The 13,788-nt window shown below is 59.7% G+C and carries 11 protein-coding genes; 6 read left to right on the forward strand and 5 right to left on the reverse strand.

Going from position 1 to position 13,788, the window contains the following annotated elements:
• Window positions 1-115: 115 nt before the first annotated feature.
• The 4 genes from metF to B9Q17_RS00970 all read right to left on the reverse strand — a co-directional run bounded on the left by metF (window position 116) and on the right by B9Q17_RS00970 (window position 4,883).
• Window positions 116-985 carry a methylenetetrahydrofolate reductase [NAD(P)H] gene (gene metF / locus B9Q17_RS00955; protein ID WP_094623740.1) on the reverse strand — a complete coding sequence of 290 codons (870 nt, stop codon included), beginning with the start codon at window positions 983-985 and terminating at the stop codon, window positions 116-118.
• Window positions 986-997: 12 nt separating this feature from the next.
• Entirely contained in the window at window positions 998-2,380 is a 1,383-nt protein-coding gene (gene ahcY, locus B9Q17_RS00960; RefSeq protein WP_058341646.1) for an adenosylhomocysteinase, read from the reverse strand.
• A 214-nt stretch (window positions 2,381-2,594) separates the two neighbouring features.
• On the reverse strand, window positions 2,595-3,785 hold the full coding sequence (gene metK, locus B9Q17_RS00965; protein ID WP_094623741.1) for a methionine adenosyltransferase: 1,191 nt from the start codon (window positions 3,783-3,785) through the stop codon (window positions 2,595-2,597).
• A gap of 96 nt (window positions 3,786-3,881) precedes the next feature.
• Complete coding sequence (locus tag B9Q17_RS00970) at window positions 3,882-4,883, reverse strand: metalloregulator ArsR/SmtB family transcription factor (RefSeq protein ID WP_094623742.1); 1,002 nt, start codon at window positions 4,881-4,883, stop codon at window positions 3,882-3,884.
• Between the two features lie 236 nt (window positions 4,884-5,119).
• Here B9Q17_RS00970 and tkt point away from each other — a divergent pair, with 236 nt between their 5' ends.
• The 6 genes from tkt to B9Q17_RS18325 all read left to right on the forward strand — a co-directional run bounded on the left by tkt (window position 5,120) and on the right by B9Q17_RS18325 (window position 12,742).
• Window positions 5,120-7,120 carry a transketolase gene (gene tkt, locus B9Q17_RS00975; protein ID WP_094623743.1) on the forward strand — a complete coding sequence of 667 codons (2,001 nt, stop codon included), beginning with the start codon at window positions 5,120-5,122 and terminating at the stop codon, window positions 7,118-7,120.
• Window positions 7,120-8,148 (forward strand): type I glyceraldehyde-3-phosphate dehydrogenase, encoded by a 1,029-nt coding sequence (locus B9Q17_RS00980; RefSeq protein WP_058341643.1) that lies wholly within the window; start codon window positions 7,120-7,122, stop codon window positions 8,146-8,148. Before tkt ends, B9Q17_RS00980 begins: the two co-directional genes overlap by 1 nt.
• A 93-nt stretch (window positions 8,149-8,241) precedes the next feature.
• Entirely contained in the window at window positions 8,242-9,402 is a 1,161-nt protein-coding gene (locus B9Q17_RS00985) for a phosphoglycerate kinase (protein WP_094623744.1), read from the forward strand.
• A 223-nt stretch (window positions 9,403-9,625) separates the two neighbouring features.
• Window positions 9,626-10,690 carry a class II fructose-bisphosphate aldolase gene (fba, locus tag B9Q17_RS00990; RefSeq protein WP_058341641.1) on the forward strand — a complete coding sequence of 355 codons (1,065 nt, stop codon included), beginning with the start codon at window positions 9,626-9,628 and terminating at the stop codon, window positions 10,688-10,690.
• Between the two features lie 785 nt (window positions 10,691-11,475).
• Entirely contained in the window at window positions 11,476-12,225 is a 750-nt protein-coding gene (locus B9Q17_RS18320; protein ID WP_279627986.1) for a reverse transcriptase domain-containing protein, read from the forward strand.
• A complete protein-coding gene (locus B9Q17_RS18325; RefSeq protein ID WP_279627988.1) occupies window positions 12,161-12,742 on the forward strand; it encodes a group II intron maturase-specific domain-containing protein in 582 nt (193 codons plus the stop codon). The genes B9Q17_RS18320 and B9Q17_RS18325 overlap by 65 nt, the downstream gene beginning before the upstream one ends.
• Before the next feature lie 63 nt (window positions 12,743-12,805).
• Here B9Q17_RS18325 and B9Q17_RS01005 read toward each other — a convergent pair whose 3' ends face one another.
• Window positions 12,806-13,693, reverse strand: a complete 888-nt coding sequence (locus tag B9Q17_RS01005) for an alpha/beta fold hydrolase (protein WP_094623745.1) — start codon at window positions 13,691-13,693, stop codon at window positions 12,806-12,808.
• Window positions 13,694-13,788: the final 95 nt, after the last annotated feature.

The raw sequence follows: 13,788 nt of genomic DNA on the forward strand, positions 1-13,788 counted from the left end.
GATGGGGATGCATCAGATACAGGTTAGCCCATCTTGAAAGGATTTGCAGGAAATCAGGTGGTTAGAAAACGAAAGAGGGGCCGAAGCCCCTCTTTGTACTGCTTTGAAGAATGCCTCAGAAAGCAATCTTTTCGCGGTCGCTGATTCCCAGATTCTTCCAGATGGAAATGCTGGGTTCGGCCTGGTTCAGGGTGTAGAAGTGCAACCCCGGAGCCCCGGCTTTCAGAAGCTTTTCGCACATTTCGGTGATCACGTCTTCACCAAACTTGCGGATGCTGTCGCTGTCGTCGCCGTAGGCTTCGAGCTGCTTGCGGATCCAGCGGGGGATTTCCGCGCCGCACATGTCGGAGAACCGCACCAGGCTGGAGAAGTTGACGATGGGCATGATGCCCGGCACCACCGGAATGGTGATGCCCATCTTCTCCAGACGGTCGATGAAATAGAAGTAGCTGTCGGCATTGAAGAAGTACTGGGTGATGGCGCTGTTGGCACCGGCCTGTACTTTTCGTGCGAAGTTCTTCAGGTCTTCCTCGGCATTGCGGGCCTGGGGGTGAAATTCCGGGTAGGCGGCCACTTCCAGGTTGAAGTGATCCCCGCTGTGCTCCCGGATGAATTCCACCAGCTCGTTGGCGTAACGCAGCTCACCGGAGGCGCCCATGCCCGAGGGCAGGTCGCCGCGCAGGGCGACGATCCGGTTGATGCCGTTCTCTTTATACACGTCCAGCAGCTCGCCGATCTCTGCGCGGGTACCCCCCACGCAGGACAGGTGCGGTGCTGTGGAAATACCCTGCTTGTGCAGGTTCAGCACCGTTTCGATAGTGCGGTCCCGGGTGGAACCGCCGGCTCCGAAGGTGACCGAGAAAAAGTCCGGGTTTACCTCGGCCAGCTGGTTGCGTACCGCCTGCAGCTTCTCCTTGCCCTGATCGGTCTTGGGCGGGAAAAACTCGAAGCTGAAGCGGCGTTTGAATTGCTTCTGGGATTCCATGATCGTTTCCGCTTAGTACCTGTAGCTTTCCGGCTTGTACGGGCCTTCGACCGGTACGCCGATGTATTTCGCCTGGTCCGGAGTCATCTTGGTGATCACGCCACCAAAGCCTTCCACCATGGCGCGGGCCACTTCTTCGTCCAGCTGCTTGGGCAGAACCTGGACGTAAACGCCCTTGGCCTTGGACTCTTCCGGCAGGTCTGCAAACTTGCGCTCGAACAGGTACATCTGCGCCAGCACCTGGTTGGCGAACGAGCCGTCCATGATGCGGGACGGGTGACCGGTGGCGTTGCCCAGGTTCACCAGGCGGCCTTCGGACAACAGGATCAGGTGGTCGTTGCTGGCCTTGTCGCGGTAAATCACGTGTACCTGCGGCTTGACCTCGTCCCACTCCCAGTTCTTGCGCATGTAGGCGGTATCGATTTCATTATCGAAGTGGCCGATGTTGCACACCACGGCGCCGTTCTTCAGGGCTTTCAGCATGTTCGCGTCACACACGTTGACGTTACCAGTGGTGGTTACCAGCAGGTCAGTGGTGCCCAGCAGGTCGGTGTTGATGCCTTGCTCGGTGCCGGTGTTGATGCCGTCGATGTATGGAGACACCACTTCAAAACCGTCCATGCAAGCCTGCATGGCGCAGATCGGGTCGGCTTCGGTGACTTTGACGATCATGCCTTCCTGGCGCAGGGACAGCGCAGAACCCTTGCCCACATCGCCGTAACCGATCACCAGCGCTTTCTTGCCGGACAGCAGGTGGTCGGTGGCGCGCTTGATAGCGTCGTTCAGGCTGTGGCGGCAGCCGTACTTGTTGTCGTTCTTGGACTTGGTGACCGAGTCGTTAACGTTGATGGCCGGGATCTTCAGGGTGCCGTCACGCAGCATTTCCTGCAGACGGTGCACGCCGGTGGTGGTTTCTTCAGTCACACCGTGGCACTTGGCAATCACCTGCGGGTATTCCTTGTGCAGCAGCTCGGTCAGGTCGCCGCCGTCGTCCAGGATCATGTTCGGCTCCCAGCCGTCTACGTCTGCGCCCACGGTTTTGTGCAGGCACCATTCGTATTCTTCGTCGGTTTCACCCTTCCACGCGAATACGGGAATGCCCTGGGCTGCGATGGCGGCAGCAGCCTGGTCCTGTGTGGAGAAGATGTTGCACGAAGACCAGCGCACATCAGCGCCCAGCTCGACCAGTGTTTCAATCAACACGGCAGTCTGGATGGTCATGTGGATGCAGCCCATGATGTTGGCGCCTTTCAGTGGCTGCTCGGCTTTGTATTTCTCGCGCAGCTTCATCAGGGCGGGCATTTCGCCTTCGGCGATCTTGATTTCCTTACGGCCCCAGTCGGCGAGTTCGATATCGCGGACTTTGTAATCTTCGAAGTTGTTCGGAGTGCTCATGTGGTGCTCCTGTCATGTTTGAAATGGTTAGCCACGGAATCCACGGAAGGAAAAGATTTTTTTGCCACTAAATCCACCAAAGGACACGAAAGTAAAAACAACTGCTTTTTTAGTGATCAGTCTTTTTTCGTGTTCTTTAGTGGATTTCGTGGCAAATCATTTCTTCTTTATCTTTTTCCGTGTCCTTCCGTGGATTCCGTGGCCAAAAAGTCTTTTAGATGCCCGCAGCGTCTTTCAGGGCTGCCGCCCGGTCGGTCTTCTCCCACGGGAACGCGGTGAAGGTCTTGCCGCCGGCGGTCATCTCGTACGGATCACGGCCGAAGTGGCCGTAGGCTGCTGTGGCGCGGTACATCGGGTGCAGCAGGTCCAGCATGTTGGTGATCGCATATGGGCGCAGGTCGAAGTGCGCGCGTACCAGGTCGATGATCTTGTCGTCGCTGATCTTGCCGGTGCCGAAGGTGTTCAGGGAAATAGAGGTCGGCTGAGCTACACCGATGGCGTAGGACACCTGAATCTCGCACTTCTCCGCCAGGCCTGCGGCCACGATGTTCTTGGCTACGTAGCGGCCGGCGTAGGCAGCTGAGCGGTCAACCTTGGACGGATCTTTACCGGAGAATGCGCCGCCACCGTGACGGGCCATGCCGCCGTAGGTGTCTACGATGATCTTACGGCCGGTCAGGCCACAGTCGCCAACCGGGCCGCCGATTACGAACTTGCCGGTCGGGTTGATGTGGAACTCGGTGTCTTTGTGCAGCAGTTCGGCCGGCAGGGTGTGCTTGACGATCAGCTCCATCACCGCTTCTTTCAGGTCTTCCTGGGTCACGTCCGGGTCGTGCTGGGTAGACAGAACCACTGCGTCGATGCCCACGACCTTGCCGTTTTCGTAGCGGCAGGTTACCTGGCTCTTGGCGTCCGGGCGCAGCCACGGCAGCAGGCCGCTCTTGCGGGCTTCGGCCTGGCGCTGCACCAGACGGTGCGAGAAGGTGATCGGAGCCGGCATCAGCACGTCGGTTTCGTTGCTGGCGTAGCCGAACATCAGGCCCTGGTCGCCCGCGCCCTGGTCTTCCGGCTTCTGGCGGTCAACGCCCTGGGCGATATCCACGGACTGCTTGCCGATGATGTTGATTACGCCACAGGTGTCGCCGTCGTAGCCCACATCCGAGGAGGTGTAGCCGATGTCTTTGATCACGCCACGCACCAGGTCTTCCAGGTCGACCCATGCGCTGGTGGTGATTTCACCGCCAACGATGGCCACACCGGTTTTCACCATGGTTTCGCATGCTACGCGAGCGTGCGGGTCGTCGGTCAGGATGGCGTCCAGTACCGCGTCGGAGATCTGGTCGGCCAGTTTGTCCGGATGGCCTTCAGAGACCGACTCGGAGGTGAAGATGTTGTAGTCAGACATAGTGGTGCTCCTCTGTGAGCGTTTTCAAAATCGGTGTACGTAATTCTACGTACGTCAATATCAAAGTTTTTTGATGTTCCAGTGTCTGCGCGGGCTTCAGGCCGTTCCAGACGTTTTCCAGAATTCCCGTACCTGCACCTGGAAGCCGTTCCGCAGGCCGATAAACAGTTGCTCGCCCGCTGTCAGGCCGGCATCGGCCGCCCAGGCGGTGAGTTCTTCCGGCTCGAAGCCCAGCCACAGGTCGCCGCAGTTCTCCTTGGCCCAGTCCTGGTCGTGGCTGCACAGGTCGCTGACGATAAAACAGCCACCGCTGTTCATCAGGGCTGCGGCGTCCAGGAAGATGTCCGCCGGGCTGGGTACGTGGTGCAGCACCATGTTGGCGACAATCAGGTCAAAGGCATCGCCCCGGGCCAGTACCGTATCGGTGACACCTTCAATAAGGTCGACGTTGTTCAGCCGTTCCTCAATGCAGGTGCGGGTGGCCTTGGCGAGCATGTCCTTGCTGTTATCCAGCCCCACCACATGATCGAACAGTTGTGACAGCACCGGCAGGAAGCCGCCTTCACCGGGGCCGATTTCCAGCACGCTGCGCCAGTCCTGCCGTGCTGCCCGCTTGCGGATCAGCTCGGCGGTGGGCTCCGCATACAGGTCAAAGGCGGCGATCAGTTCCTGCTGCTCCCGGAACTGCTCCGAATGCCGGGAGAAGAAGGCCTGGGACTGTTCCGCCCGCTGCTCGCGGATGGCCTCGATTTTGTCTTCCAGCTGCGGAGGCAAGGGTACCCGGTCTACGGTCTCGAAAATCTGCCGGATGGCCTGGTCTGCCAGCTTGTCGCTGTCCAGGTTCAGGGGGCGGCGGTAGAAAATGGCATTACCTTCCCGCTGGGGCTCCAGCAACCCGGCTTTGTGCATCACCTTCAGGTGGTGGCTCATGCCGGACTGGCGCATATCAAACATCTGGCTCAGCTCCAGCACACCGAAGGTGTCGCGGCGCAGCACCCGCAGGATCTCAAGGCGCAAGGGGTCGCCGCTCGCCTTGAAGATCGGTACCAGGGTGTCCACCGAGGACAATTCGTTCGCATGTGCATTGAGTGAGGTCATGGTTCGCAAGTGTAGGGGGGTTCGATTGATCGATCAATAGCCATATCAAAATTTTTTGATATAGATTTGTAGCGTTTGTGAAATCAGTCGCTTTGGTGATTTTGTACCGGCGCCATCGGAAAACCACTACATATGGATTTGCCCCGGCACACAGTAATCGGCGAAAATACGTGCCTTCTTTTTGAGCAGTTTTTGCAGCTTGAAGTCTTTTCCTGAAAAACACTGGAGAATTGTCAATGCCGTCCCGTAAAGATCTCGCCAACGCCATTCGCGCGCTGAGCATGGATGCGGTTCAGAAAGCCAAGTCCGGCCACCCGGGTGCGCCCATGGGTATGGCGGATATCGCCGAGGTACTGTGGAACGATTACTTGAGCCACAACCCGGCCAACCCGCAATGGGCCAACCGTGACCGTTTCGTGCTGTCTAACGGCCATGGCTCCATGCTGCAGTACTCCCTGCTGCACCTGAGCGGGTACGACGTTAGCATTGACGACATCAAGAACTTCCGGCAGCTGCACTCCAAGACTCCGGGGCACCCGGAATACGGCTACACACCGGGCATTGAAACCACTACCGGCCCGCTGGGGCAAGGCATTGCCAACGCCGTTGGTTTCGCGCTGGCCGAGAAATCCCTGGCGGCGCAGTTCAACCGCCCGGGCCACGACATTGTGGACCACTACACCTATGCGTTCCTGGGCGACGGCTGCCTGATGGAAGGCATCTCCCACGAAGTGGCGTCCCTGGCCGGTACCCTGGGCCTTGGCAAGCTGGTGTTCTTCTATGACGACAACGGCATTTCCATCGACGGCGAAGTGGAAGGCTGGTTTACCGACAATACTCCGCAGCGTTTTGAGTCCTACGGCTGGCAGGTAATTCCGGACGTTGACGGCCACGATGCCGACGACATCCGCGCGGCTGTTGAACAGGCCCGGGCCAACACCGAGCAGCCGACACTGATCTGCTGCAAGACCATCATCGGCTTTGGTTCCCCCAACAAGCAGGGTAAGGAAGATTGCCACGGTGCCCCGCTGGGTGACGATGAAATCGCCCTGACTCGCGAAGCCCTGGGCTGGCAGCATGGCCCGTTCGAGGTTCCGTCTGACATCTACGCCGCCTGGGACGCCAGGGAAAAAGGCGCCGCCGCCGAGAAAGCGTGGGAAGAGAAATTCGCCGCCTACGAAAAGGCCGAGCCGGAACTGGCGGCCGAGTTCAAACGCCGCATGGCGGGTGAGCTGCCGGCAGACTTCTCCGAAAAGGCCCAGGCCTACATCCAGGAGTGCCAGGACAAGGGCGACACCATCGCCTCCCGTAAGGCATCCCAGAACACCCTGAACGCCTACGGCCCGCTGCTGCCGGAACTGATGGGTGGCTCTGCCGACCTGGCCGGTTCCAACCTGACCATCTGGTCTGGCTGTAAAGGTGTGAGCAAGGAAGACGCTTCCGGTAACTACATTTATTACGGCGTTCGTGAGTTCGGTATGGCTGCGATCATGAACGGCATCGCCCTGCACGGCGGCTTTGTTCCTTACGGCGCAACCTTCCTGATCTTCATGGAATACTGCCGTAACGCAGTGCGCATGGCCGCACTGATGAAGCAGCGTTCCATCTATGTGTTCACCCACGACTCCATCGGTCTGGGCGAAGACGGCCCCACCCACCAGCCCATCGAGCAGATGGCCAGCCTGCGTACCACGCCGAACATGAGCATGTGGCGCCCGGCTGATGCCGTGGAATCTGCGGTAGCCTGGAAAGCCGCCCTGGAGCGCAATGACGGCCCCACCGCCATGGTGTTCTCCCGTCAGAACCTGCCGCACCAGCAGCGTGATGCCGAACAACTGGCCAACGTCGCCAAGGGTGGCTACGTGCTGTCTGACAGCGAAGGCACCCCGGAACTGATCCTGATCGCCACCGGCTCTGAAGTGGGACTGGCCCAGGACACTGCCGCCAAGCTGCGCGAGCAGGGCAAGGCCGTGCGTGTGGTTTCCATGCCGTCCACCGACGTGTTCGACGCCCAGAGCGCCGAGTACAAGCAACAGGTACTGCCGCTGGAAGTCACCAACCGTATCGCCATCGAAGCCGGCATTGCCGACTACTGGTACAAGTACGTGGGCCTGGACGGCCGCGTTGTGGGTATGACCACCTTCGGTGAATCTGCGCCCGCTGGCGAGCTGTTCAAGGAATTCGGCTTCACCGTCGACAACATCCAGGAAGTGGCTGACGAACTGCTGGACGCCTGATGACCAACTCGACGCCGTTTCGCATCGCCATCAACGGGTACGGCCGTATCGGCCAGTGCGTGTTGCGGGCCCTGTATGAAAACGGCTATCGCGACCATCTGCAGGTGGTCGCGATCAACGAGTTGTCGGATATCGACACCATTGCCCACCTGACCAAGTACGACTCCACCCACGGTCGGTTTCACGGTGAGGTGGCGGTGGATGGCGACAACCTGGTAGTGAACGGCGACCGCATTCGAGTACTGCGTCACCCGGACCCGGCGGAACTGCCCTGGCGTCTGCTGGACGTAGACTTGGTGCTGGAATGTTCCGGCGCCTACTCGGACCGGACAACAGCGGAAAAGCACATCGCAGCGGGTGCCCAGCGCCTGCTGTTCTCCCAGCCGGGAGAGCCGAGTGTTGACCGCACCGTGGTCTATGGTATCAACGATGGCGACCTTAACCCGCAGGATGTCATTGTGGCTGCAGGTTCCTGCACCACCAACTGCCTGGTACCGGTGATCAAGGTGCTGGACGACGCCTTCGGCGTAGAGCAGGGCAGCACCACCACCATCCATGCCGCCATGAACGACCAGCCGGTGATCGACGCCTACCACCACCAGGACCTGCGCCGCACCCGCAGTGCGTTGCACAATATTGTGCCGGTAGACACCGGCCTGGCGCGCGGCATCGAACGCTTGCTGCCCCATATGGAAGGCCGCTTCAGCTCGGTAGCCATGCGCGTGCCAACGCTGAATGTGTCTGCTATAGACATGGTGGTGAACGTACGTGAAGCGACCGATGTTGCGGCAGTAAACCTGCTGCTGAAAAACGCCGCTAACGGATCGCTAAAAGGCATTCTCGGCTACACCGACGAACTCCTGGCCAGCTCCGACTTCAACCACGACGCCCACTCCGGCGTGGTAGACGGCGGCCAGACCCGGGTGACCGGCGGCACCATGGTGAAAGTGCTGTGCTGGTTCGATAACGAATGGGGCTTTGCTAACCGGATGCTGGATGTCAGTAAGGTCTGGCTAACCAGAACCTGACGGATACAAAGGGGTCTGACCCCGAACGGGGTCAGACCCCACCCAAAAGCTTAAACATTTGCACCTTTGAACCCATAACTACGGAACCTGATTATGGCCATCAAAAAAATGACTGACCTGAACCTCGCCGGCAAGCGGGTTCTGATTCGTGAAGACCTGAACGTACCGGTCAAAGACGGCAAAGTATCCAGCGACGCCCGCATCCGCGCCTCGCTGCCGACCATCAAGGCCGCCAAAGACGCCGGCGCCAAAGTCATGCTGATGTCCCACCTGGGCCGTCCGGAAGAAGGCGTGTACGACGAAGCCTCCTCCATGAAGCCCGTAGCCGAGCACCTGAGCACCCTGCTGGGCCAGGAAGTGCGCCTGATCAAGGATTATCTTGACGGCGTTGAAGTGGCCGACGGCGAAGTCGTACTGTTCGAAAACGTTCGCTTCAACAAAGGCGAAAAGAAAGACAACGAAGACCTCGCCAAGCAATACGCGGCCCTGTGCGATGTCTACGTGATGGACGCCTTCGGCACCGCCCACCGCGCCCAGGCCTCCACCCACGGAGTGGCGAAGTTCGCCCCCGAAGCCTGCGCCGGCCCGCTGCTGGCAGCCGAACTCGACGCCCTCGGCAAGGCCCTCGACAACCCGGCCAAGCCCGTGGTTGCAATCGTCGGCGGCTCCAAAGTCTCCACCAAACTGGACGTCCTCAACGCCCTGGAAAAAGTGTGTGACCAGATCATCGTCGGCGGCGGCATCGCCAATACCTTCCTGGCCGCCGCTGGCCACCCGGTAGGCAAGTCACTGTGCGAACACGACCTGGTCGACACCGCCAAAGACATCGCCAGCCGCGTAGAAATCCCATTGCCGGTTGATGTAGTCGTCGCCAGCGAATTCGCCGAAACCGCCACCGCCACAGTGAAAAACATCTCCGACGTCAACGCCGACGACATGATCCTCGACGTAGGCCCGGAAACCGCCGGCCAGTTCGCGAGCCTGCTCAAGAACGCCAAAACCATCCTGTGGAACGGCCCGGTCGGCGTGTTCGAATTCGACCAGTTCGGCAACGGCACCAAAGCGTTGGCCGAAGCCATCGCCGAAAGCGACGCTTTCTCCCTCGCCGGCGGCGGCGACACCGTGGCTGCCGTTGACAAATACGGCATAGCTGACAAGATCTCCTACATCTCCACCGGCGGCGGCGCGTTCCTAGAATTCGTGGAAGGCAAAACCCTGCCGGCAGTAGCCGTACTGGAAGAGCGCGGAGCGTAATCAATAAAGCGATTCTGAGAGAAGCCCGCACAGGGCCAGAATCGCAAGGAGGGTGGGGTAAGTCATTCGCGGAATTTCGAAGGCCATGGATGGCCGGAGAGAAGCGCACAAGGATGTGCTCGTAGCGGTTCCGCGAATGACTTACCCCACCCTCCGCAGCAGACTCCCAAGTCTGAAAACGAACAGAATTCAAACCTCAAAAAGTCAACGAAGGAGACAACCCATGGCCCTGATTTCGCTGCGGCAACTTCTGGACCACGCCGCCGAGCATGGTTACGGTGTGCCAGCCTTTAACGTAAACAACCTCGAACAAATGCGCGCCATCATGGAAGCCGCCGACAAAACCGACTCCCCGGTCATTGTCCAGGCCTCCGCCGGTGCCCGCAAATACGCCGGTGCCCCCTTCCTGCGCCACCTGATCCTGGCCGCCATCGAAGAATGGCCACACATCCCGGTGGTTATGCACCAGGACCACGGCACCAGCCCGGCCGTGTGCCAGCGCTCCATCCAGCTCGGCTTCAGCTCCGTGATGATGGACGGCTCCCTGGGTGAAGACGGCAAAACCCCGACCAGCTACGAATACAACGTCGACGTTACCCGTCGCACCGTTGAAATGGCCCACGCCTGTGGCGTGTCCGTAGAAGGCGAGCTGGGCTGCCTGGGCTCCCTGGAAACCGGCCAGGCCGGTGAAGAAGATGGCATCGGCGCCGAAGGCACCCTGGACCATGACCAGATGCTGACCGACCCGGAAGAAGCCGCAGACTTCGTCAAGAAAACTCACGTAGACGCACTGGCCATCGCCATCGGCACCAGCCACGGCGCCTACAAGTTCACCCGTCCGCCGACAGGTGACATCCTGGCCATCGAGCAAATCAAAGCCATCCACAAACGCATTCCAGACACCCACCTGGTGATGCACGGCTCCAGCTCCGTTCCCCAGGAGTGGCTGAAGGTCATCAACGAATTCGGTGGCGAGATTCCGGAAACCTACGGTGTCCCGGTGGAAGAAATCGTGGAAGGTATCAAGCACGGCGTGCGCAAGGTCAACATCGACACCGACCTGCGCCTGGCCTCAACCGGTGCGGTTCGTCGCTTCATGGCCCAGAACCCGGCCGAATTCGACCCACGCAAATTCCTCAAGGCCACCATGGTTGCCATGACCGATATCTGCGTAGCGCGCTACGAAGCCTTCGGTTGTGCCGGCCAGGCCAGCAAGATCAAGCCGGTTAACCTCGAGCAGATGTTCGAGCGTTACGCCGCTGGCGAGCTGGACCCGAAGGTTAAATAAGGCTTTCCGCCTCGTTTACCTGAAAGCCCTGGCCCTGGTGGTCGGGGCTTTTTTGTTTGCCCGGCGAAGCCGGCAAACCCGGCCACCTGAAAGAAGATGGCGTCACCCCGACTGAGGGGAAGACAATCCGACTGGCAAGGGCGTCACTGGCCAACGGTGGGGTCTGAAGGAAGCCATAGGAAGTTAACGGTACACAACGCAAGTGAACCTGCTTCGGCAGCCCAGGTGGGTTAGCGTGCAAAATAGCGCGACGCCCGATACTCAGTCAGACCTGGGCTGTGCTTGAGGGTGGCATCGTTAACAGGGAGCCGGTGCAGTAACCGGGGAAGCCTGACACCGAATCCGGCGATGCCGGAGGCTGTGGCGCAAGGTGAAAGCCGAGGCCGCAGTCGGTGCGAGGTGGCAGATGAAGCCGTAGTAGTGAGGAAGTTCCGGCCTGAGAAGCCTGGTAACAGCGTGGAGGACAAAACCGGAATGACCGCTGGCGGAGGTTCAGCGGACCGGTCAGGGTCAAAAGCTCTGGTCGGATGCGAAGGGCGGAAGTCATTAACGAGAGTGACGGACGACGAGCGAACAGGTGGACGCTGCGTTCACAAGCTGCCCGACGGGGCAGGGAAGTGCATCGGGGTGCTGCGGGAACGCAGTGGCTCTGGTGTTCTCCGAACAAGGGAGTAGAGCGATACCGTGGCGGCAGATTGCCAGAGCGCTAGTACCCGGACGGATCGCCTGAAACAGACCGGCAGCCAGACCGATCCTCGAAGCCGTCACCACAGAGATGAGCAGGCATGAGGAAATACTACAGTCTGTACGGGCAATTGCTGTCAAAACAGCGCCTGTATGAAGCCTTCAGGCACATCAAACGCAACAAGGGCGCGGCCGGAATCGATGGGCAGAGCCTGAGTGCGTTTGAGGCGAATCTGGAGGTGGAGCTGTCGTGCCTGTTGCTCGAGCTGAAGGAAAAGCGCTATCGGGCGCAACCAGTCAGGCGCGTAGCCATCGCCAAGGATGACGGCGGTGAGCGTCTGCTGGGCATTCCGACGGTTCGGGACCGGGTTGTGCAACAGGCGCTGCGCCGTATTATCGAACCGATCTTCGAGCCGGATTTCCACCCGTCGAGTTACGGGTATCGTCCGGGACGCAGTGGTCACCACGCCATCGGCAAGGCGGAGTTGTTTATCCGCCGATACCGGCGTGACTGGGTTGTGGACATGGACCTGTCGAAATGCTTCGACACGCTCAACCATGACCTGATCATCCGCCAGTTCCGCCAACGGATCACGGACGGCAGTGTCCTGTCACTGCTGCGCCAGTTCCTGGAAAGCGGCGTGATGGTGGGGTACCACCTTGAAGAAACGGAGCTGGGAAGCCCGCAGGGCGGCGTGATCAGCCCGCTGATTGCGAACGTCTATCTGGACGCCTTCGACCAGTTCATGAAAGCCCGGGGTCACCTACGCGGACGACATCCTGATCCTGTGCGGCTCACGAGCGGGCGCGGAGAATGCGTTACGGGTTGCCCGGCGCTATCTGGAAAATGAGTTGAAGCTGACGGTCAATACCACCAAAACCCACATCGCCCATAGTGATGAAGGGGTTAAGTTTCTGGGCGTGGTGATACATAGCAAGTACACCCGCATACAGGGAAAGAAGGTGGTCAGGCTTAAGCAGAAGCTGAAATCACTGACAAAGCGAAACCGGGGCATCGGACTCGCGGCCATTATACGTGAGCTGAATCCGGTGTTGCGGGGCTTTGTCAGCTACTTCCGGGTGGCGAACTGCGCGCGGGTGTTAAAGCAGGTGATGAGTTGGCTAAGGCGGCGCCTGCGCTGCATCCAGCTCAAGCAGTGGAAAAAGCCGGGCCGGCTGCATCGGAGGCTGAAACAGCTGGGCTACCAGCCCCCGTTCCGGCACATCCGGATGCAAAGCTGGCGCAATGCAGCATCTCCACTGGCCAGTCTGGCCCTGCCCAACACCTACCTGCACAATGACCTGAAGTTGATGGATCTTGCGAAGGTCAAAACCGGCATCACTGTCCCCGAGTTCGGGGTAAATTAATGGCATGAGCCGTATACGTGGCCCGTATGTACGGTTCTGTGAGAGGGATGAGGCGGTAACGCCTCACCCTACTCGCTGTTTTAGCCCTCTTTGAGCAAAGTCTGCAATCAGCTGAGCCACTTTTTCCGGGTGGCTGAGAATCACCCAGTGCCCGGCATCAATGTTATGGCGGGTCAGGTCCGGCACCCACTTGCCCAGATCGTCAAACAACTGCTCGCCCACGTAGGCATCCTGGAGCGGAACCAGTAGTTGCACCGGACAGCAGGCATACCGTGGTTCCGGAAACAGCAGTTTGCCGCGGAAGTTTGCCCGGTACAGGTTGACTCCGAATTGTCCGTCTTGCTTCTGGAAAGGGTTGGGCGCCTCCAGCGGAACCCCCTGCTTGCGAAGATAATCCGGCCAAACGGAATCCAGCCCGAAACGCCAGGCGGCCGGTGCCAGAAGGGGCAGGTGGAACATGCCGATGTACCAGGAGCTTGCCAGCTGGCGAAATGCTTTCACCTTGTCGGCGAGTGATCGGCTGGTCAGCTTGCTGCGCGCCCAGTATGCCGCGTGATCCAGCGAGGGGCCGGAGATACTGGTGAAGGTTTTGATGCGAACCTGCAGGCGGCCCTGGGTGACAGATTCCCAGCTCTGGATAGAGCCCCAATCGTGTCCAATAAGATGGAATGGCCTGTCCGGGATCACCTGGTCTGCCACGCAGGCCAGGTCCGAGGCGAGTGCCGCCATGCGGTAATCCGAGGTATCTCCCGGAATGTCCGATTCGCCGGCCCCGCGCACATCGTAGGTGATGACATAGAAGGACCTGGCGAGCCGTTCGGCCACGGGGTTCCAGACCCGGTGATTGTCCGGGTAGCCATGAACCAGGATGACCGGCTCATTCTCTTCCCGGCCCCGGGTAACAACATTGAGGCCAACGGCCCCGTTCCGGATTCGAAGGACATTCTGCATGCTGGATTTCCTGATAAAGAATCCAGCGTAGCAACCCGATGCCGGGTTTCAGACAGCGAAAGAGGCCATCCCCGGGGCGAATCGGGCCAGAATGT

Origin of the sequence: Marinobacter vinifirmus, assembly GCF_002258215.1 — a bacterium.
In the GTDB taxonomy this organism is placed as follows: domain Bacteria; phylum Pseudomonadota; class Gammaproteobacteria; order Pseudomonadales; family Oleiphilaceae; genus Marinobacter; species Marinobacter vinifirmus.